The sequence below is a fragment of the Evansella clarkii genome, from assembly GCF_002019695.1.
In the GTDB taxonomy this organism is placed as follows: Bacteria; Bacillota; Bacilli; order Bacillales; family Salisediminibacteriaceae; genus Evansella; species Evansella clarkii.
This window is the reverse complement of record NZ_KV917376.1, coordinates 628,787-649,034: the sequence shown is the minus strand read 5'-3', so window position 1 is coordinate 649,034 and position 20,248 is coordinate 628,787. Positions and strand designations below refer to the sequence as shown.

Below are 20,248 nucleotides of genomic sequence, written 5' to 3'. Positions count from 1 at the left end.
TGAACGTCAGAGAACAGCCATTGCACGTGCATTATGAATAACTTAAGCATCCCGATAAACCTACTGTTCATGATTTTCTTCTAATTCATCGATCCACTTTTTGAATATGCTTGCTGCCACCATTGTAAAAGTATTAACTATATATAGAACATAAATTGGTTTTGCTTTTATAACTCTCAGTTTCACCAGTACCCTGTCCAATGCTGCTTTTAAGAAAAGAACTGATAACTTAATGTTCATTTTCTCCTTTAACGCCGCCCATGTAGTAATCAGGGCAAAAACACTCGCATATAAGGGTTCAACTTTTAATTGCTCTTTCCAGGAGTGGTGTCGGCCTATTCCAAAGCTTAAGATTCCTGGAACTTCTAATGGGAAAAATAAACTGTGGATTTTTAATAACTGAACTACATTATGCAAAGTCAATTTTTTGATTAGTGAATTGCCTGTTTTTAATAGTCTCAACCATACATCGCTTAAATGGAAGAAGAAAAAAATGAGCGCAACTGTGTAGCAGGTTCTCCATGTCCTTGTCTTAAAAATGCCTATAGAAATAAACAGTTTTTCTATCGCAGCGAAATACAAAGAGAAACACAACTTATATTTCCAGTTTAACTTGAATGCAGTGATAAACAATGCAGTAAACGGAACATATACTGCCTGAGAAAGTATAGCACCTGATACTTCATCAAAAAATTTATTTCTAAAAAATCCAGGTTTATATTTGTAAGCCCGTAAAACAGACAAAATCAAATAGTCAAAAATTGTTGCCATGCCCATGTTCGATAGCAACAGAATTGCTAATGATTTTCTATCCTTATTTTTCGTAAAAGTAAATATGAGAAGGAAAGTATGGATGGCAAGTAAGATTAAATACGGGTACTTATTTTGTTTTCTCCGGTTAACCATAAATAAAAACCCCTGTTCCATAGATGGATTGGGGATATTATTTGATGAAAATTCATATTTTATTTACAGGGTAAGCCAGGGGCCTAAGAGGAGAACGCTGTTTTTATACGGTGGAAATTGTTCTCAGGTTATTTCTTTCACCATTACTATATGAGGAATGCCGTCTTCCATAAATGGATCAGATACTGTTTCATAACCAAGCTTCTGATAAAAGCCCTCCGCATGTGTCTGCCCGTGAAGTTTTACTTTTGAAAGTTCTTTTTCAGCGGCGATTTCTTCTAATCCTTTAACGATTTCTTTTCCGAGGCCAAAACTACGGTAAGGTTTTAAGATACAAATTCTCTCCAGTTTTCCAGCATCATCAACGGTTCTGATTCTGCCTGTCCCGGCCGGTGCATTGTCATAAATGACTAATACATGGTCGCACTCGCTGCTGAGAGAATCAAACTCATCAAATTCATCTTCCAGTGGTACTTTTTGCTCTTCAACAAATATGGCTCTTCTGATGCGAAATGCTTCCTGCAGATCTGCTTCTTCAGTGATTTTTTTTGTTTTCATCGGTATGGGCCCCCTTATTATCTTCAAAAAGATCCTAATAATGAAAGTTCATTAGTTAGTATAACTTATCGGGGGATCTGTGGCTTGGTTAATCATTGATTTTATCCGGGAAAGGAAGTGCTGCGAGCGAAATTGTGTATTCAACCTGCAGAAATAAGAATCTTACCTGCGAAGAGGTATTCAACCAGCGAAAATGAGGTTTCCACCTGCGAAATCGAGAACCCAACCTGCGAACCGAAAATTCACTCCGGAAATATCCGATTTTATATGTAGAAAGGGGGATAACCCAGTCCCCCGTGTATTCAAACTTTAAAAACTAATCACTGCTCCAATTATTACGAGCAGGATAAAGAGTACGAGAATTAACGCAAATCCTCCGGCGAATCCGCCGCCGTGGCCTGCTCCGTATCCGGCGACCGGCATTCCATATGCTCCCGGTGCAACTCCATGTCCATAAGCACCTGGTCCACCTGCAACGCCTCCTGGGTAACTACCATATCCAGACAAAAAACCACTCCTCAATTTGTGTTTGTGTGAACCGCCTTTGTTCACTACATTAGTTATCCTATGGTAGGTGGTAAAAAATGTTTGGACGATTAGCCAGTAATTTTAAGATATTGTTGGAAAGGAGTTAACGAGGAGCAGCCCTCCAAAAACACTTCAGGAGAATATGACTGGTTTTACAGGCGATGTACAAGCATATATTTAAATGGAAAGTACATTATGAGAGGATGAGCAATATGGGCAATGTGAAAACCCCTTTATTCATGAGTGCAGTCGCTTTGCTGCTTGCCTATTTCCCTTATTTTCAAATTTCCCTCCAGAAAACAGCAAGCATATCAGGAGTCGTTATTGCAGCCGCAGGTCTGGCGCTTTTAACACGATGCAGAGGTGTTAAGCTGGAGTATGCGGTGTTGGTATTTGCTTCATGTATTATGGGCGGTTACACGTCTTTCCTGAAATTATTGTATTTTCTGCCAGCTTATCAGCTGCTCTGAACGAGGCACCTGCTAAGTCAAAGCAAACACGATAGAGATGGACATAATTTCAGAACCATAATATATCCTGTATAAAGCCGCATGCCTGCGGCTTTATTTGTGCTTATTCTCATGTTAAGTTTATGTCTGCTTCATTTAAGCAGCAGATATTATAAAATTTGTCGAATGTCTAATGCAATACTGGATAAGGCTCGGTTAGCTTTTAATCAAACGTTTGTTTAACTTTTTTTTGACATTACCCGGGAAATACCAACTTAATTCGCACCTCCTGTATTTAAATAGAAAGTGTGAGCAGGAATCAGGCGGAATTGATAAAATGTTGGTAAGGAAAACGTAAAACAGGAGGCGGAGAATGAAAATTAATTTAATAATTTTTGTCACATCTATCAAAGAAAAAGACAGCATCGGAGCAGTGATGATGAAGACATTGGAATCGAATTTTCGTCCAGTTCAGGGTGACATACTCGATGACCCGGGGTTTCATCCAGGTTTTCACAACGGATATGAAGTCGTTAAAGTGACAATTAACTATGCATCTGGCGAATGCTTTGTTTCCCTGCAGCCATTGGTAATAGACAGAGAGGAAATTAAGGCAGAGACATACATAGACAGGCTTAAGGCTAACGGATGGCATGCGGTGGAAAAAGATGAATTGATGGCGGATTAAATATTACGATTGGCTTCAAAACGGCATGTGCTGGAGGAACCTCCAGAAACCGTTGTTTCAGTCAGTTTGTTAAGAAAAAAGTATGAATTAACTTTGCCCAGGTTCTTTTATGCCTGGGTATTTTTATTTGGCAGCAAGTATTAGTTCTTCCTGTTATTAAGAAGCTGGAATAACAGGAATATTTTAGATGGCAGGGTAAATAATACTTTCAAGAGAATTACGATACATACATATCGGAGGGATTGGATGGTACACCATAATCCGGATCTGTCGGCTTCAGAAATAGCGCATATATGGGAGTCGTATATGGCTGATACGATGAACATTTGTATAATGAATCATTTTTTAACAAACGTTGAAGATGAAGAAATAAAAGTAATTATACAGCATACCAAAGCACTATCTGAAGGTAACTTAAATTCACTGGCTGCCATTTTCGAAAAAGAAGGGATTCCCCTCCCGCAAGGTTTTACGGAACATGATTTAAATGCGAATGCGCCGAGGCTGTTTTCTGATGTTATGTACTTAAGATACCTTAAATATATGGGGAAAACAGGAGCCGATATGAACAGTATGGCTTTCGGCACATCTTTTCGGGAGGATATAAGAGCTTTTTATATGTCTGCATTTAAGGAAAGTGCCAATTTGTATGACAAAGTCATAAGGTTAATGGAGTCTAAAGGATTGCTTACTCGCACCCCTTTCATTGCTTATCCGGAAAAAGCAGAGTTCATCCAGGACGACGAAGGTTTTTTAGGGGGGTATCTGACGTTACAAAAAAGACCATTGCTTGCCATGGAGGTAACACATCTGGCCAATAATATCGATGCCAATTCCATCGGCAAGAAATTAATGGACGGTTTCGCACAGGTTTGTGAGTCAAAAGAAGTGAGGGACCACCTTCAGAATGGCTCTGAGTTAGCATATGAAATTATAAAAACACTCGAGGAAAAACTGAAAGAAAATGAGACAGACCCGCCAGTTTCCTCAGATGTAGTGATTACTGACAGCACTGTTGCTCCCTTTTCTGACAAACTAATCGTGTGGCTCACTTCATCATTGACAGCGCTGTCCATAACTAAGGTTGGGCAGGCTATTTCTGCAAGTCCCAGAAGTGATTTAATCGCAGAGTATACGCAACTGACAGCACAGATTCTTAAATATAGCTCGGCTGGAGCGAAGATCTCCATAAAAAATAACTGGCTTGAAAAGCCTCCTCAAACCCTGGACAGGAAAAAACTGATGGAAGAGTAATGCATAAACGTCATCCTGCCACTTGATTTGCATATTCAATGGAACAGGCCGAACAGGATTTTGGACATCTGTATTTCATTCTGGTTACCATAGGGATAAGGCAAAACTTTGGACAACACGTCCTGTTCAGTTTTTTTCAGAAAGGGTGGCTAAAATGAAAGTACTCATAGTTGGGGCAAACGGCAAGATTGGAAAGCATTTAGTTTCCTTTATTAAAGATAACGAAAACCTGCAAGCGAAGGCGATGATACGGAAAGAGGAGCAGGCTTCTTACTTTGAAGACTTAGGAGCGGAAACTGCGATTGTGGATCTGGAAGGTGACATTGATACGATCGCTAAAGCTGCCGAGGGAGTGGATGCTGTTGTATTTACGGCCGGTTCCGGCCCGCACACCGGGAAAGACAAAACGATTATGGTTGACTTAGACGGCGCAGTGAAAACAGTGGAGGCTGCTAAAAAGGCGGGAGTAAAGCGATTCATAATGATTAGCTCGTTCGATACGAGACGCCAGGCGATCCTGGATGCTCCAGATTCCTTTGCTCCATATGTAGCAGCAAAACATTACGCTGATGAATGGCTGAGAGATACGGATCTGGAGTATACGATTATCCATCCTGGAGCTCTTACAAACGACAGTGGGACAGGCTCTGTAAAGGTTGGGAATGACCTTGAGGTGGCAGAAGTTCCACGTGAAGATGTGGCCAGAGTAATTGTTGCTGCGCTGGAAAATGATTCAACGATCGGAAAGGAATTTCAGGTGGTAGGCGGGGAAACGCCTGTTAAGGATGCGGTGAAATCTGTTTAATTTAATCATTTTAAAAAGGCAATTTACCGGTATGGTGAATTGTCTTTTTTAAGCTGATCTTTTAACTTATACTGCTGATAATGACGCTGAAAAAATACTAGTCCTCTCTCTCATAAAGCAGTGTAAAAAGGGCATTTTATTTAATGGAGGTGCTTATATGAAAGATAAAACTATTTTAAATTTACTAACTGTCATCGGTATAGGCGGAAGTATCTTTTTTTTATTAAGAAAAAAAGCAGACTTAAAAGACTGGTTTCTTATTTATTTTATAAAAACTTTGGTTTCTACCTTATTGGACGGACCGGTAATAAAGAGAAAATATTTACAGTACCCGGTGCGCTATTTCCCAAAATTATTTGACTCTAACATTGTTTTTTTGTACATATTATTTCCTTTATCCTGTGTTATGTATAATCAGTTTACCTATAAAATGAACCTGCTGAAGTCGTTCTTCAGTGTTTTTCTCTTCAGCGGACCGATGACACTAATCGAAAACTGGCTGGAAAAAAATACTGGTTTAGTCGAATATAATAAAGGCTGGAACGGAGTTTTTACTTTTTCCGTTCTCTCGTTTACTTTCTTGCTCGTTAAAGGCTGCATTGAATTCATTCGTTTCCTGGATAATAAGTCCGGCATTGCAGGAGAAGTGCAATAACATCGCGACTGCAGCCTTGACACCAGGAGACTTCCTGGGACAACGAGGGAAAGCTATTGACATTATAACCATTTTGAGGTAAATTTTAGGTAACTAATTTAATAACAGATCATATTTTTCTTATCCAGAGAGGTGGAGGGACTGGCCCTTGGAAACCTCGGCAGCGGACTTAATAAGTACTGTGCCAAATCCAGCAAGCAGATGCTTGGCAGATGAGAAGAGCGATAAACGGATATTCCTGTAACTGCCTCTTCTTATTTGTTAGAAGAGGCTTTTCTTTTTGCTCTTGTTTTCAGGAAAGAGAGACTTTCAAACAATGAACAGCAGACATTTGGATTCTGCAAAAGGCGGATGGGAAAGGATGATCAATGGAACCTTAGGGAGGGATTGTTATGTCAGGGAAATTTCAGACCTGCAGCGTGGATGATAAAAATGCTCTTATTGGGACACTTCTTGAGCGAGGCGTGTACAAAAAAGGTGATCGGCAGTTATATGAGCTTAGTGTAGAGGATCTGAAAGAAATTTTGTATACGATAGAAGAGCGGAATAACGCCTGAAACAGCTGCTGGAAGCTTCCTGGTGCCGCAGCGTAAAAAAACAGCCAGAGAAAATAATTGTGGCCTTCTTGCCTTAAATGAATACGGGAATATAAAAATGAATAAATATATATGCAGTTCAGTTCAGGAGTACATAATTTGTATTCTTAAGTACTGAGCTGCTTTTTTATTGATAATTAGTTCTGGTACATATGTGAGTGCTTTGTCAATGAAATAGAGACCAAGCGCCTTCAGTCACCCAACCTTTCTTAAGGGGAAATTTATTTTTCTTAAAAAGCAAAGAATTATTTTAATAAAATTTTTTGCCCTCCACTATACAGATGTAAGCGCTTTAATTGAAAAATCCCAAAAATTGAAATTGACTGAAAACTATATTTGGATTATTATTTTTAGTATTCTTTCACAGAAAAATACTATCAAGAAAGTAAGGTGTTCCATATGTCGCAGATGTTAGCTTTAGTTATTTTAACTCTCATTTTATTTATTGGAGATTTTATTTCAGCACGCACAAAGGCCTGGGTGCCGTCGATTTTCGTTTGTGCGGTGCTGTTCCTGATAGGCTACTGGACATTCTTTCCGGAAGATATTGTGGCGACAGCGGGTATCCCTGCAGTTGTGGCAACGATGATGATGTATTTGTTAATAACAAATATGGGAACATTACTCTCCCTTAATCAATTGAAAAAACAGTGGAAGACGATCGTGATTGCCCTCTCTGGAATTTTAGGGGTTATTGCGATGTTAATGACTGTGGGAACCTTTTTATTCGGCTTTCAGACAATGGTCGTTGCAGTACCACCTTTAGTGGGCGGCGTTGTGTCTTCCTTAATTATGTCAGAAGCAGCCAGTACTGCAGGTTTAACTACTTTAGCGGTATTTGCGATTGTCATCTACGTGGTACAGGGTTTTGCCGGATATCCAATTACATCGTTTCTCTTAAAAAAAGAAGGGAAAAGGCTATTGGAACTGTATCGCAATGGACAACTGGAAAAGCAGGAAACGGACCAGTCGGAAGAAGTGGCTGCGACAGTCGAAGAAGGTGCTGCCAGATGGAAGATGCCAGAAAAGTATAATACGAATTTCTATAAGTTTTTCAAGCTTACATTAGTAGCTTACCTTGCTTATCTTACTTCGACTCTGTTAGCACCAATTGTCAATATCAGTCCATTCATCCTTTGCTTATTGTTCGGGGTCATTGCTTCCAGCGCAGGGTTTCTTGAAAGGCAAGTATTGCAAAAAGCGAATGGTTTTGGATTTGCCCTTCTGGCGTTAATGCTGTTTATCTTTGACGGGTTAAATAAGGCGACTCCAGCTATGATGCTGGGAATCTTGTTTCCAATTATCGGTACAATTGCTGTTGGTCTTATCGGCATGTACATTTTCTCTGCCATCGTCGGAAAAATTCTGAAAGTGAGTAAGAATATGGCGTTTGCTGTATCATTAACCGCATTATATGGTTTCCCGGCTGATTACATAATACCGAAAGAAGTAGTCAATTCCCTAACAGAAGATGAAAGAGAAAGAGACGTAATACTGAGCCATATACTGCCGCCAATGCTGGTTGGAGGGTTCATTACGGTTACAATTGTATCAGTTGTATTAGCTGGAATCTTCGCTGGCTTCTTATAAAAAAGGGAGGAACTTAAAATGAATGAATTGAAAGAACGGATTACACATCATATCGAAGAATTAAGCAAATATACAGCGACACCTGGATATGGGACGACCCGCCTTTCCTACAGCCAGGAGGACTTAAAGGCACGAAATTATCTTAAAGAGCAAATGGAAGCTTCTGGTTTAACGGTCCGTGAAGACGGATTCGGAAACATCTTTGGCAAACTTGAAGGTACGGTTAAAGATACGCCAAGTATATTAATCGGCTCTCATTTTGATTCCGTACCAAACGGCGGTGCGTATGACGGTCCTGCCGGAGTGGTTGCCGCTCTTGAGGTCGCACAACTTTTTCATAAAAAGCAACTGAAACCGAAGTACCCTTTGGAGGTTGTAGCTCTTGTTGAGGAGGAAGGCTCCCGATTTGGCGGTGGTCTGATGGGTTCAAGAGGAATGACAGGGTTACTCAGTGAAGAAGAATTTAAAAGCTTAACAGACAAGGATGGTATTTCAACAATTGAAGCAATGAAAAAAATCGGACTGGATCCCTCGCTGCCTAAAAAACGGGACAGGGAAACAATAAAAGCTTTTCTGGAATTACATATCGAACAAGGACCCATCCTGGAAGAGAAAAACATTCCGATTGGTGTGGTAGAAGCGATCGTAGGTTTAACCCAATATAAAGTGACTGTTGAGGGGCAAGCTGGACACGCTGGCACAACGCCAATGGACAGACGGGCAGATGCCTTATTTGCAGCTTCTAAAATTATTTGCCAATTGCCAGAACTTGCGATAAAGGAAGGCAACGGAACAGTACTTACGGTTGGCCGCTTGAATGTGTATCCAAATGGAGCCAATGTCATCCCGGATAAAGTGGAGTTTACGGTTGATATCCGCTCAGGAAAAGAAGAACATGTACAGAACGTCATCAGCAACTTGAAGAAAACACTCGAGAATCATAACGAATATGGAATTGAAATCACGGCAGAGCAGTGTCTGTACATACAACCTAAAGCGTTAGATCAAGGGGTTCGCACGCTATTTAAAGAAATAAGCAATGAGCTTGGCGTTCCGTACTGTTCAATCAACAGCGGAGCGGGACACGATGCCATGGTTTTTTCGGATGTCACTGAGGTGGGCATGCTGTTTATCCCAAGTAAAGCGGGGCTTAGCCATTGTCCGGAAGAATGGTCCGATGCTGGCCATATTGCCCAGGCTGTTGAAATTTTCTTTGAAGCAGCGAAGAAATTAACGGAGGTGGAACGAGATGCTCCATCCAAAAATAAAAGACTCAATCAGTCAGTATAAGGGAGAACTTACGGAGCTGCGAAGAAAGCTTCATAGTGAACCAGAGTTATCGTGGCAGGAACACACCACTCAATCCGTGATAATAAACACTCAATCTGTGATACACACCACTCGATCTGTGATAGTTACTCACTCAATCCGTGATGGTAAACACTCAATGTGTGAGGATAATCACTCAATCTGTGATACTTTGAATCTCTCACTAATCCCTTCGGATCTTGCTACCTGCTAGGTAGTTAGAACAGCATTCTGAAAAATAGATGTATATTTACTATTGGTGAGATAGGACTTTTTCTCCAAAATGGAATATATGCTATTTTATGGAATTAATTCCATGTAACTTCCAATTATTGTGCTATACTCATTAGGGGGTGGAAGTATCTGAACATTGGAATTAATCTGTAATTGGAGGATAATCAGATGAAAAAATTAATAATTACATCTTTGTCTTTTTGTATTTTATTTATGATTTCCGCAATAACTACTTTTGCAGATAACGAATATGCGGAGAGTTCACTTATCAATTTTTTAGAAGCTGCTAAAGATGTCAATGTGTCAGAAATGGAAAGATACGTCAATGATGAACGGTATGAGAACGAAGAAGTTTTAAGGCAAAACTACTTAGAAAACCTCACTGCAAATAAATTAATTGATTTCAAGATTGTAGACGAAACTCCGTTGCAAAAAGAAGATAAGTACACGTTCACTACTCAATTAGTATTTGAGAACGGAGCCGTGGAACAAGTCCCATTTGATTTAGTTCTTAAAAATGAGAAATGGTTAGTTTCAATCGACTTTGATTCATTAACAGTGGACGAGTATGAAATTCTTAAGGAAGGTGAAGTAGAAGAAGACATCGGGTTGAGATCAGACACCTTGTGTTCTTGGAATTTTTGGGCCCGAGCAGGAGGCAGTACATTTTATTCTAATTGCACATTTAGTTTAAATAGATTCAACCCTGATTTAAACTTAACAGTTAGCAAACAAACACATAATTGGTCGGGGCGAGCAGCAGGTGTCAACTATGCAGTGGTGAGAAACAACTGGTATGGGGATACTGTTTATGGCAGCAGACATGTATCAGGACATATTACATCCAGACCATCTAACTTCACTCTGACCGTCTCAGACACTAATGTTTCGAACTTAAAAGTTCGTTTTAGGACAGACCAAGGCTTCACCAGCTCGATGGGTTATGAAGGTAGCGGTTCACTTCGTTAACTTGAATTAATATTTTGAAAGCTATCATCCCCCCCCATAGAATTTCAATGTTCAAAAGAGACCCTTTCCAGGGTCTCTTTTCATTAAGTCGGGAGTCATAAATCCTGCCCCACTAATATTCTCCATTCCCCGTCTTTCTTATAAATTGGGAATGTAAGTTCTATTACTTCTTCATTTTGGATCACCTCAATAATCACTTCATAATTGTCTTCATTTATTTTTGTTAGACTTAGTACACTTGCGTCAGTAATATTTTGCTCTATTTTCAAGTATTGCTCCATTTGCTCATCTTCACTGTTAAATCTTAAATCATCAGAGTATTTCACCATAGAAGGTATATCATGCGTTTCTAACGCTTTTGCATACTCATATGCTATTGTTTCAACTTCACCATCTGTCGAGATAGAGTCCCCTTGAGGGACTTGTCCTGGAGCGCCATCACTAGAGAAGTCAGTAAACAATGGTAAAACTAATGGGGCTGCAAGTATAAAGAAAATAACTCCGGCCACGGCTAATGCCAAATGATATTTAAACTTGCTAAAGTAAAGAGCGTTCCTTCTTGTGTTTAGATTTTGGTTTACTTTCGACTGGATTTCATTTTGATCTTCCTTAGAGATGCCTAATTTTTTATCCATCGACTTAAATAATTCGTCCAAATTATTATATCGACTCATATTGAAAACCTTCCCTCTTTAATTGTTTTTTCAACGAATCCATCCCTCTCCATAAATTCGTTTTAACTTTACCCTCACTCCAACCAAGAATATTGGCCGTCTCCATAATGGAAAACTCCCTAATCTTTCTTAAAATAATAACTTCTCTGTACGGGCGTTTTAATTTTGCCAATGCAATATATAATTCTTTTTCTTGCTCATTTAGAGAAACCGTTTGTTCCGGAGTCAATGTACGTGATGGTAAGTTAGTTGAACTGTCGATCACATACTGTACAGGCTTCTTTTTACGTAAGTAATCGATGGTGATATTTCTCGCAATTCGAAATAACCATCCTTTAGGATTCTCAGAATGAAAGGAATCAAGACTGTTGAAAGCTCGTATGAATGTATCCTGCATTAAATCCTTTGCCTGCTCATGGTCATTAACCATATATAAAATAAATTTATATATCTCATTGTTGTACAACTGATACCACTTGTTGAGTTTTTTTTGTTGTGAGCTATCACTCAATAAAAACACTCCTTTTCTTTTTATCCTTCTACTTAAATAACGTATCACAAATAAAAAAGTCACAGAAAACTTAATTACTGCTCCGACCAGAGATTAATCCCTCTGGATATTACTTTCTGTTCGACGACTTCAAGTGTGGCCGGGCTCATCACCATGGACGTTTCAACATTGATGAAAACGCACTTACAACAGGAGCGGAGTTATATGCCCAATATGCGTGGGCGTATTTGAATGAATGAAATTAATGAGCGGTAAAAAATAATCAATTAAATACCGTGAAAAGCACCTGTTGAGGGTGCTTTTTTTGCTGAAAGTAAAGGCATAGAGCGCCTTCATTAGGGAACGGCTTTGCCTTTTACACATTGACAATTCATCTTCGATCGTATAAAGTGACAGTAATTAAATGCACGGAAGGGTGAAACGGCTACAATGGATTACTAATTCTGTTTTAGAAAGCTGGCAATTGAAGGTATTTTTTACGGATGGATTTTCCGTTTATTTCTAATGCCTTCAGTTTGAGTTTTCAGAACGGGATTGGTTTTTCATTAGCTGAACATGGAAGAAAGGGAGAAGTCTCTCTCTTTTTTGCCGTTCACCTGTGTCAATGCCGCCTGTTCTGAATGGAGACAGGGGGCATTTTTTGTCCCTGCTTAACGGAAAAAGGAGGATGAATGTATGATTTTACTGGAAGCTCTTCAAATAAAACACTACGTAAAGGACCGGCTGCTGCTGGATATAGGCCAGCTGCAGATTCATAAAAATGACCGGATTGGACTTGTCGGCAAAAATGGAAGCGGAAAAACAACGTTGATGAATATACTTACTGGCAGGCTTGACCCCGAAGAAGGCACGGTGGTTCCCCATGTCCAGACAGAACTTCTTCCTCAGCTAAAGAGGGAAGACTCTGTAAAAAGCGGCGGAGAAGTGACACAGGAGTATATTAATCAAGCGTTCGTTAAGGCACCTGAGCTTCTGTTTGCCGATGAGCCGACGACACATCTTGATACGGAGCACATAGAATGGCTTGAAAAGAAGCTTAGCCAGTGGGACGGGGCGTTTGTCGTCGTATCTCACGACAGGGAATTTCTTGATACTCTTTGTAACTCCATATGGGAGATCAGCGAAGGAAAGATTAAGGAATATAAAGGAAACTACAGTGATTATCAGCAACAAAAAGAGCTGGAACTGGCTCAGAAGAAATCAGAGCTTGATAAATATGAGCAGAAGAAAAGGCAGCTGGAACAAGCTCTCCAATTAAAGGAGAAAAAGGCTGCCAGAGCAACAAAAACACCGAAAAAGGTAAGTAAGTCAGAAGCAAAGATAACTGGAGCGAAGCCGTATTTTGCTAATAAACAAAAGAAGTTGCAAAAGACAGCAAAAGCTTTAGAAACTAGGCTGGAGAAACTTGAAAAGCCGGAAAATGTGAAGGAGACAGCCCCTCTCAAAATGAACCTTCCCAATGAAGAGAGCTTTAAGGGGCGAATAGTCATGAGAGCAGAGGATATGAGCGGTTCCGCGGGCAAGCGGGTTCTTTGGACTAAAACCAGTTTTCAGGTACGGGGAGGAGATAAGCTGGCGATTATCGGACCAAACGGAGCAGGAAAAACGACTTTGGTGAAAAAGATTGTTTACGGGGGGAATGGGATAAAACTGTCCCCAGCGGTAAAAACCGGCTACTTCGCTCAGAATTTATCTATTATTGATGTGGAAAAATCGATACTGGAAAACGTTAGTGCGTCTTCTAAGTATGATGAAACTTTCATCCGTACTGTTTTGGCGAGACTTCATTTTTTCAGGGAAGATGTCCATAAACCGGCGGGGGTTTTAAGCGGAGGCGAGCGGGTAAAAACAGCACTGGCGAAGCTGTTTTTGAGCGATGTAAATACTCTTGTGTTAGACGAACCGACTAATTTCCTCGATATTGAGGCTGCGGCTGCCCTTGAGACTCTTTTAAGAGAGTATGAAGGCACTGTTATTTTTGTAACACATGACCGCCGGTTCATTGAAAATCTAGCTTCAAGGGTCTTAATTATGGGAGACGGAAAAATTGAGCTCTTTGAAGGAACATATGAACAGTTTAAAAATAAAGAGATTCAGCAGGAGAGGGACAGTGCAGCAGAGAAACTGCTCATCCTGGAAACGAAAATTTCCGATGTGCTCAGCAGGTTAAGCATTGACCCAAATGAAGAACTGGAAAAAGAGTTTCAGCAGCTGATGGAGGAGAAAAAGAAGCTGAAAAAATAAGAAAATGGATTTATAGCGGGGGAATGGAGGGTTGATTATTAATCAGCCGTTGCCCGATGTGTGAGAAAAAGAGGACATTCAATATTGCTGAATGTCCTCTTTTCTATTTCAGCTTTTTAAACAGGTCAAAAATACTGAACGATGTTTTTCTGTATACCTTATTATAAGCGGCTTTCTTAGGATTCTTAACCCAGCCCATGCCTTTTTTACCGTAGACTGGCACAACAGATTTTTTCACTGCCCGCTTCGCTCTTCCCGTTGTCCTTGCCTTCAGCGACTTTTTCAAACTAGGTTTCCGAATGCCAAACTTCATACCAGCAAGCACCCCCTTCGTTTCGTGAAGCGTGATATATTTGATCTTTCTGGAGAAAAAATCCAGTATATGTTAAGCATATAGCGTGAGAAGATGTTGTTCAATAGTTTAAGTAAAAGTGTTGATTATTATTTAGTGATGTAATCTCAATTGAGGCAGTGCGCTTCGCAGAGGAGGGCAGCTTCGCAAATAAGAGGGATGGATATCGCAAATAGTAGTGCCACTTTCGCAGGTTGGATTAAACCTCTCCTTCAGAAGTTAAGAAAAAACGACTTTTAATAAAAACCTTTGCTTAATTGCTGGTGTAGCCTTCGAAGCGGCTCTGACAATACAGCAAAGCAGTTAAGCAATCATTTTTTTCAAAAAATAAAAGCTTCAAACGCAGCATTGCGTTTGAAGCTTGTCAGCATAAATTAATCGCGTGAACTTGAACATGACTGTACGAAATCCTCCAGAATCTTCTGGTAAACTTCCACGGAGGAAAGGTCGATCATCTCCTGTTCACCGTGCCAGTCTTTACCTACCGGCCCAAATTCAACCGGTGCGCCTCCGTGCTTAGTGAAAAACTTCCCGTCACTGGAGCCTCGTTGTCCGTAAATCCTCGGTTCTTTCTGATCCGTGTGGGCGGTAACGCATTTTCCGAGCGCCTTTACATAAGGATTATCTTCCTTTGTCGTAATCGGATCCGAAACCTGGACGATGTGCACCTCACCATCCACGACCGCCTCCTCAATCTGCCTGATGATATCGTTAGGGGACTGCGTCGGGAGATAGCGGATATCAAGAGCCATCGTACATCTGTCAGGTACCATATTCCGTGCTGTCCCCGCGCTTATTTTTGCAAGGTTAACGGAAGCACTCCCGTAGAACGGGGGTGCTTCCTCTTCTGTGAACGGCAGCTTCAGAATTTTTTCATAAAGCTTGTACGCATTTTCAATCGCATTTTCCCCGAGAAACGGCCGGCTTCCGTGAGCGGCAACTCCTAAGGTTACAACGTCAAGATGGATAACCCCAAGGGACTGGACGGCGATACCGTAATCTGTCGGCTCCCCGCAGATAATAAAGTCGCCGAGATAGCCTTGCTCTGTTAAGTAGCCTGTACCGTAGTTCCCGCCGGTTTCTTCGTCGGGAACTATTTGAAGCTGCACCTTACAGCTAAGGTCCTTATCTTTCAGGCTGACCATTGCGGCCATCATGGAGGCAACTCCACCTTTCATATCTATAGAACCACGTCCGTACAGCTTGCCGTTCTCCATTTTAGGGTTGAATTGCTGGGGATGGGCGTCCACCACATCCACATGTCCGTTAAAAACTATTGTGTTATCTCCTTCGCCAATTTCACAAACCGCTATTTTGTATCCCTCGTTGTCCAGCATTTCCACCGGCATGCCGTGCTTCTCCAGCCAGTTTCCGCAGAACTCAACCGCTTCATTAGCGCCTTCTTTCGTTGAGCTGTCGATCTTAATCATTTCTTCCAGCAGAGAAATTGTATCAACCATAAACTCACTCCTTATTTTATCGAAAAAAGAATGCCATACTGCTCCGAATTATAAACCTCGTCATAGGAGCGAATACCCTGATAGATGGGAGGGGAAACATAGATGGAAATGATTTGGATAGGCAACAGGAGGTATTGGTATAGGTATGTGCGATTGACCTGGGAAGTTGTGCGAACCCCCATGAGGTCGTGCGAACCGCATACGAAAACGAATGTAATACTCTGGTTTATTAACGAATAAAAAAAGTGTATTGGTTTGAGATACACATATATATATGCCAAACGATAAAAATAGGACAGTAAAACTGAACTAAGGAGCTGAAGGAAGATGAAAATCAAAGCTGCTGTTACCCATGGCCAGGAAGAAGAATTTCAAATTGGAGAAGTGGAGCTTGCTGAACCGAAAGCGAATGAAGTTTTAGTAAAAATCGTTGCTTCGGGAGTCTGCCATACTGATGCGGTTGCCCGTGATGCCGGGCTGACCCCATATCCTGTTGTGTTAGGGCATGAAGGATCAGGAATCGTGGAGAAAACAGGGGATGGAGTCAAAACTGTAGAGCCGGGTGACCATGTTGTTCTGTCTTTCGCGTATTGCGGCCACTGTGAAAACTGCCTCACCGGGCATCCAACAGTTTGCACAGACTTTAACGATTTGAATTTCGGCGGGAAAATGGAAGACCAGACCCATCGTTTGCAGAAAGAAGGAAAGGACCTTTCCACTTTTTTCGGCCAATCATCCTTCGGTACGTATGCTGTGGCTAGTGAAAGAAATGTGGTGAAAGTGGACAAGGATGTGGACCTTGCCTTATTAGGGCCTTTAGGCTGCGGCATCCAGACAGGGAGCGGGACTGTGCTGAACCATCTGAAGCCGGAGTTTGGCACATCCATCGTTATTTATGGCGCTGGTGCAGTAGGATTGAGTGCAGTGATGGCTGCAAAAATAACGAGCTGCAAACATATCATAGCCATTGATCTTCATGACAGCCGGCTTGAAATGGCGAAGGAACTAGGAGCCACACATGTTATAAACGGCAAGGGTGAAAATATCGTTGAACAGATTAAGGAGATAACAAACGGTGGCGCACATTACGGTGTGGAAACAACGGGCGTACCGCCAGTTGTCCGTCAGGGTCTCCAGGCACTTCGCCCCCTTGGAAAGCTTGCAATTGTCGGGGTGACTCCGGAAATGAACATTCACGTACATGAAGAAATTATGGCTGAAGGAAAAACAATGGTTGGAGTTATTGAAGGTGACTCCGTTCCCCAGGTGTTTATCCCGGAACTGGTGGAGTTTTATAAGCAAGGGTTGTTCCCGTTTGATAAATTAGTGGAGTTTTATGAATTTGAACAGATCAACGAGGCATTCGAGGATTCAAAAAACGGTAAAGCCATTAAACCTATTCTGAAAATAAGTAGCTGATAAAATTGATTGAGAAGCAACCACTATAAAGGTGAAGTGTTCCGTCATCGGGTGCTTTCATAATTAAGAGAGGCAAGAAGGCGTATGAACTGGCATACGTCTTTTTCTAGAATCCAGCATCCAGGGTTAAGAGGGGTTTAACCTATCGATGGGAGGGGGCCGGTAATAATTCCCTGAATGAGTGTGATTCATCCCTAGAGCGGAGGGATAGCCCCCTCAATAGTCGTATAAATCCGGTTAATTCGTATTTATTATAAAAAAACGCTGAAATAGCCGGAGGAATTCCGACTATTAACTCAAAAAATACGAAAAGGGAGATTTTGCATTGCTTAACCGGAAAACCTTCCCTTATATCACCCTGAAATGAGCTCCAGCCTGCGTATAGACGGAATTTCTCCGTTTATTTTTGGTGAATACCCGCCCGCTAAAGGAAAAGACAAAGGAATTGATTTTTATCTCAAACCAAAGATGCCCCTATTTTAACGCAGTACGGTGACCCACACCACAACTTCTTTCACCCTATTTAGATGGAAAGACTGTATATGACCATGAGTAGATAAAGTCCACAATGAAAACGACGGACCAGACCATGCCAATAGAGTATAGTGTCTCAGTTGGATATGGAGAGTGTTCTGCGGTGCCAGCTTCTACCCATGAGAAATCAGTAGCATATGCGAGCATTTCCCGGAGATTCTCTGTGCCCATAGACCAGAAGACAGCCTGGGCGGCCACAAAAATAACCATGTGGAAAGTTGCACTCCAGCGGTATTTTTTTGCTATATGCTTAGGGTCTTTATTTTTACTCATAATCTGATAGTCCTTTTCGCTTAAGAGTTCAATTCCTCGCCATTCCCCGATTTTCTTCCGCATCCATCGGTCCAGGCGAAGGAAATCAAAGATTCCGAACGTGCAGGCGTATATGACAAAGATGGTGATGACAAGCTGGAATGTGGAAAATTCCCCTGTATGCTCATAAATGACGAGCCCTAAAATTGCTTCCAGTACGACCAGCGCGAGAAAAGCGAAGATAAAAAGGATACTCACCTTCTTTTTAACTAAAAAGTAGCGGAAAAATCCAAAAAGGAGGAGCGCGAGTACAGATAGTATTTCTGCTGCAATGAAGATCTCCCACTGATATTCAACTAATAAATCCATGTTTTAACTCTCTCCTCCCAGGTTTTCAGCCTCTTTGGTTAAATAATATTCAGTCGCTTTCTCCACGAATTCAAGTACCCCTTGTTCAATCGGGTACAGCCCGGCAGCCTGGGATTTCTCCTGAGACTTCCTTACTTCCCAGAATGCATTGGACAGCTCTTCATTTCCGGCAAATAACTCCTGATCTTTTTCCAGTATCCTCCGTATGATGCGCTGCACCTCAACGGCTTCAATTCCTTTCGCCATATGTTTCTTTATTTGCGCCAGCAAAGCAACCCACTCTAATGTATCAGGATCCCCGCTGTTTACATTTGGAAGGAGATCAAAAAGCTTTTCTTTATCCTCTTTGAACTGCTGCTGTAAAAATTCCTCCCGCTTAAATTTGTTTTGCTGGGAAAAATGGATTAGCTGCTGGATATGCTGCATATCCACTTTCCCTTCGAGGGTAAACTGATTCATTACCCCTTTCACCATTTGCTCCATTTCTGTTAGTTTTTCTTTCTCCTGAATTATGTAGTTCAACTGCCTTTGGAGACCGCTATACCAGTCATGATCCACGTTTCCGGTCATTTCCTCTATCTTTTTCAGGCTAAAGCCTAACGATTTCAAAAACTGGATTTCCTGAAGCTTCTTCAGTTCTTTTTCTCCGTATAAACGGTGGCCGCCTTCGGTTTTTCCGGCAGGAGTTAACAAACCAATTTGATCATAATGCCTCATCGTTCTTACCGTCACACCTGTTTGTTTGGTTACTTCTTTAATGGAAATCATTTGAAAAACCTCCTCGTATTTATATTATATAAAATGACGTTACGTCACTTTCAAGAGGGAATAAAAAAAATCCCGGCATTGGATTTGATTGCCGGGGTAACCATGAATTGAATACTTTTTAATAGTCGTGGTTTTCATCAATAATTTCCTCACATGTCCGGGAGGTAATAAAGTAACTGACCAGGGTTTTCTGCTCAAATGCTTTTCCTGCGGCATTCTCATATGTAATCGCCAATGATTGTGCGGATGCCGTGTCATCGGCATTTGACTGGAGGGCTACAATAAGGTTCAGTTCTGCGCCAGGCTCCAGTACAGTACCCGCTGCCTCCACCCTGTTTTCCCATTCAGCAGGCAAAGGAAATATTTCATCGGTTGGAGGCCATTCACCAAAACCTACCAGAGATTCCTTGTCACCAAGTTCAACGAGAACTGCCTCAGCAAGGGTGATTTCCTCAGGGTTTACTAAAGATATACCAGTTATAGTGACTTCCTCGTTACCAACATGCCTTACAAAAGTATCCCCAAACATCATCACAGCCCCTTTTTCCCCGGGCACGCAGTCAAGCCCAGGGGAATGGCCCAGATCAAGGCTCGTTCCGGCTTTTACTGCAAAACATCCGCTGCTGATTACTGACACAACAAGCAGCAGTAAAATCACAAACACCTTCTTTTTTATAAGAGCCGGCGCCATTATAAAACCAGTTCCTTTTTCCAGGCATATCTTTTTTGCCACTGGCCATCCTCCTTCGTGCAATATGATGAATCCCGCCCTGACTTCATCTTGTTAAGAGGATTCTATAGTTGTTTTCATATTCAGGCAATAGGGAGAAATACCTTAGATTAAAAGAATCTTGCTAAAGTAACTGCTGGCAAGTTTCAATATTTGGAGTATTAATATAAACGGAGTTTTTCCGGTTATATGCGGATTGGAAGCCGCAGCGGAAGGATATAAGAGGAATTTTTCCGGTTATGCAAAACAAAACCTGTCATTTTTAAAGTTTTCGAGTTAATAAGCGGAATCTCTCCGTCTATATAAGAGTTTTTTAATAATCAAAACGAATTAACCGGAATTTTTCCGCCTAATTATTGAATCTGCTGTTTGACCTGAACCTGAAAAGACGATAA

General features: G+C 41.2%; 22 protein-coding genes, 1 pseudogene and 1 riboswitch. Of the genes and pseudogenes, 13 read left to right on the top strand and 10 right to left on the bottom strand.

The features are described from left to right. Window positions 1–60: 60 nt before the first annotated feature. From BK582_RS02950 to BK582_RS28000, 3 genes are all read right to left on the bottom strand, one after another. Entirely contained in the window at window positions 61–771 is a 711-nt protein-coding gene (locus BK582_RS02950) for a hypothetical protein (RefSeq protein WP_169910795.1), read from the bottom strand. Between the two features lie 258 nt (window positions 772–1,029). Beyond that, complete coding sequence (locus tag BK582_RS02945) at window positions 1,030–1,464, bottom strand: GNAT family N-acetyltransferase (protein WP_078592901.1); 435 nt, start codon at window positions 1,462–1,464, stop codon at window positions 1,030–1,032. 309 nt (window positions 1,465–1,773) lie between these two features. After that, window positions 1,774–1,971: a YjcZ family sporulation protein gene (locus tag BK582_RS28000; RefSeq protein WP_078592900.1), complete on the bottom strand. Its 198-nt coding sequence runs from the start codon at window positions 1,969–1,971 to the stop codon at window positions 1,774–1,776. A gap of 233 nt (window positions 1,972–2,204) precedes the next feature. On the opposite strand from BK582_RS28000, the gene BK582_RS02935 reads away from it, so the two are divergent. The 10 genes from BK582_RS02935 to BK582_RS02895 all read left to right on the top strand — a co-directional run bounded on the left by BK582_RS02935 (window position 2,205) and on the right by BK582_RS02895 (window position 10,540). Further along, complete coding sequence (locus BK582_RS02935) at window positions 2,205–2,462, top strand: hypothetical protein (protein WP_078592899.1); 258 nt, start codon at window positions 2,205–2,207, stop codon at window positions 2,460–2,462. Between the two features lie 352 nt (window positions 2,463–2,814). After that, window positions 2,815–3,129 (top strand): hypothetical protein, encoded by a 315-nt coding sequence (locus BK582_RS02930; RefSeq protein WP_078592898.1) that lies wholly within the window; start codon window positions 2,815–2,817, stop codon window positions 3,127–3,129. 9 nt (window positions 3,130–3,138) lie between these two features. Then, window positions 3,139–3,273: a hypothetical protein gene (locus BK582_RS27995; protein ID WP_276328188.1), complete on the top strand. Its 135-nt coding sequence runs from the start codon at window positions 3,139–3,141 to the stop codon at window positions 3,271–3,273. A 102-nt stretch (window positions 3,274–3,375) separates the two neighbouring features. Continuing rightward, window positions 3,376–4,383 carry a DUF3231 family protein gene (locus BK582_RS02925; RefSeq protein WP_078592897.1) on the top strand — a complete coding sequence of 336 codons (1,008 nt, stop codon included), beginning with the start codon at window positions 3,376–3,378 and terminating at the stop codon, window positions 4,381–4,383. 154 nt (window positions 4,384–4,537) lie between these two features. Further along, window positions 4,538–5,188, top strand: coding sequence for an SDR family oxidoreductase (locus tag BK582_RS02920; RefSeq protein WP_078592896.1), 651 nt, complete (start codon window positions 4,538–4,540; stop codon window positions 5,186–5,188). A gap of 157 nt (window positions 5,189–5,345) precedes the next feature. Then, window positions 5,346–5,843: a CBO0543 family protein gene (locus BK582_RS02915; protein WP_078592895.1), complete on the top strand. Its 498-nt coding sequence runs from the start codon at window positions 5,346–5,348 to the stop codon at window positions 5,841–5,843. A gap of 117 nt (window positions 5,844–5,960) precedes the next feature. Further along, a riboswitch (SAM riboswitch) is annotated at window positions 5,961–6,062 on the top strand. Window positions 6,063–6,235: 173 nt separating this feature from the next. Beyond that, window positions 6,236–6,400 carry a Fur-regulated basic protein FbpA gene (locus BK582_RS02910; RefSeq protein WP_078592894.1) on the top strand — a complete coding sequence of 55 codons (165 nt, stop codon included), beginning with the start codon at window positions 6,236–6,238 and terminating at the stop codon, window positions 6,398–6,400. Between the two features lie 438 nt (window positions 6,401–6,838). Further along, entirely contained in the window at window positions 6,839–8,029 is a 1,191-nt protein-coding gene (locus BK582_RS02905; protein WP_078592893.1) for a hypothetical protein, read from the top strand. An 18-nt stretch (window positions 8,030–8,047) separates the two neighbouring features. Beyond that, window positions 8,048–9,319: a Zn-dependent hydrolase gene (locus BK582_RS02900; protein ID WP_078592892.1), complete on the top strand. Its 1,272-nt coding sequence runs from the start codon at window positions 8,048–8,050 to the stop codon at window positions 9,317–9,319. Between the two features lie 420 nt (window positions 9,320–9,739). Then, window positions 9,740–10,540 (top strand): hypothetical protein, encoded by an 801-nt coding sequence (locus BK582_RS02895; protein WP_078592891.1) that lies wholly within the window; start codon window positions 9,740–9,742, stop codon window positions 10,538–10,540. A gap of 95 nt (window positions 10,541–10,635) precedes the next feature. On the opposite strand, the gene BK582_RS02890 is transcribed toward BK582_RS02895, so the two are convergent. After that, a complete protein-coding gene (locus BK582_RS02890) occupies window positions 10,636–11,214 on the bottom strand; it encodes a hypothetical protein (RefSeq protein ID WP_078592890.1) in 579 nt (192 codons plus the stop codon). Then, window positions 11,201–11,725 carry an RNA polymerase sigma factor gene (locus tag BK582_RS02885; RefSeq protein ID WP_078592889.1) on the bottom strand — a complete coding sequence of 175 codons (525 nt, stop codon included), beginning with the start codon at window positions 11,723–11,725 and terminating at the stop codon, window positions 11,201–11,203. The genes BK582_RS02890 and BK582_RS02885 overlap by 14 nt, the downstream gene beginning before the upstream one ends. 143 nt (window positions 11,726–11,868) lie before the next feature. Between BK582_RS02885 and BK582_RS27770 the strand changes: the two are divergent. Together BK582_RS27770 and BK582_RS02880 are read left to right on the top strand one after the other, a co-directional pair. Then, window positions 11,869–11,964, top strand: a pseudogene (locus BK582_RS27770) (hypothetical protein); the annotation flags it as partial. A 436-nt stretch (window positions 11,965–12,400) separates the two neighbouring features. Then, entirely contained in the window at window positions 12,401–13,969 is a 1,569-nt protein-coding gene (locus BK582_RS02880) for a Vga family ABC-F type ribosomal protection protein (RefSeq protein ID WP_078592888.1), read from the top strand. Window positions 13,970–14,072: 103 nt separating this feature from the next. Here the strand turns inward: BK582_RS02880 and BK582_RS02875 are convergent, their stop codons facing one another. Together BK582_RS02875 and BK582_RS02870 are read right to left on the bottom strand one after the other, a co-directional pair. Further along, on the bottom strand, window positions 14,073–14,282 hold the full coding sequence (locus BK582_RS02875; protein WP_078592887.1) for a hypothetical protein: 210 nt from the start codon (window positions 14,280–14,282) through the stop codon (window positions 14,073–14,075). 413 nt (window positions 14,283–14,695) lie between these two features. Further along, window positions 14,696–15,781 (bottom strand): M20 family metallopeptidase, encoded by a 1,086-nt coding sequence (locus BK582_RS02870; RefSeq protein WP_078592886.1) that lies wholly within the window; start codon window positions 15,779–15,781, stop codon window positions 14,696–14,698. 327 nt (window positions 15,782–16,108) lie between these two features. Here BK582_RS02870 and BK582_RS02865 point away from each other — a divergent pair, with 327 nt between their 5' ends. Next, window positions 16,109–17,200: an NAD(P)-dependent alcohol dehydrogenase gene (locus tag BK582_RS02865; protein ID WP_078592885.1), complete on the top strand. Its 1,092-nt coding sequence runs from the start codon at window positions 16,109–16,111 to the stop codon at window positions 17,198–17,200. A 519-nt stretch (window positions 17,201–17,719) separates the two neighbouring features. Here BK582_RS02865 and BK582_RS02860 read toward each other — a convergent pair. The 3 genes from BK582_RS02860 to BK582_RS02850 form a co-directional block, all read right to left on the bottom strand. Further along, window positions 17,720–18,355, bottom strand: coding sequence for a hypothetical protein (locus BK582_RS02860; protein WP_078592884.1), 636 nt, complete (start codon window positions 18,353–18,355; stop codon window positions 17,720–17,722). Between the two features lie 3 nt (window positions 18,356–18,358). Beyond that, on the bottom strand, window positions 18,359–19,123 hold the full coding sequence (locus tag BK582_RS02855) for a MerR family transcriptional regulator (protein ID WP_078592883.1): 765 nt from the start codon (window positions 19,121–19,123) through the stop codon (window positions 18,359–18,361). A gap of 118 nt (window positions 19,124–19,241) precedes the next feature. Next, window positions 19,242–19,856, bottom strand: a complete 615-nt coding sequence (locus BK582_RS02850; protein WP_078592882.1) for a hypothetical protein — start codon at window positions 19,854–19,856, stop codon at window positions 19,242–19,244. Between the last annotated feature and the right edge of the window lie 392 nt (window positions 19,857–20,248).